Source organism: uncultured Luteimonas sp., from assembly GCF_947492465.1.
Classification (GTDB): domain Bacteria; phylum Pseudomonadota; class Gammaproteobacteria; order Xanthomonadales; family Xanthomonadaceae; genus Luteimonas.
In genome coordinates this window covers 1-235 of record NZ_CANLNF010000036.1, presented here as the reverse complement: position 1 = coordinate 235, position 235 = coordinate 1, and the positions used below count along the sequence as shown (strand labels likewise).

1 protein-coding gene is annotated in these 235 nt (G+C 74.5%); it reads left to right on the top strand.

The features are described from left to right. A partial coding sequence (locus Q0863_RS18440; protein ID WP_298581765.1) for a hypothetical protein occupies positions 1 to 235 on the top strand: 235 nt, incomplete at both ends.

Below are 235 nucleotides of genomic sequence, written 5' to 3'. Positions count from 1 at the left end.
CGTACGCCGAAGGCGCGTATGCGACCGCCTCGGGCGAGGCGGCCAACGCCTACGGCCAGGGCGCGTCGGCCTACGGCTCGGGCGCGTATGCCGACGGCCAGAACGCGACGGCCTCGGGCTACAACGCCACGGCCACGGCCGCCAGCGCGACGGCGGTGGGCGGCAGCCTGTACGTCGAGGATCCGGACACGGGCGAAGTGCTGCTCGACCAGACCACGACGGCGTCGGAGGTCGG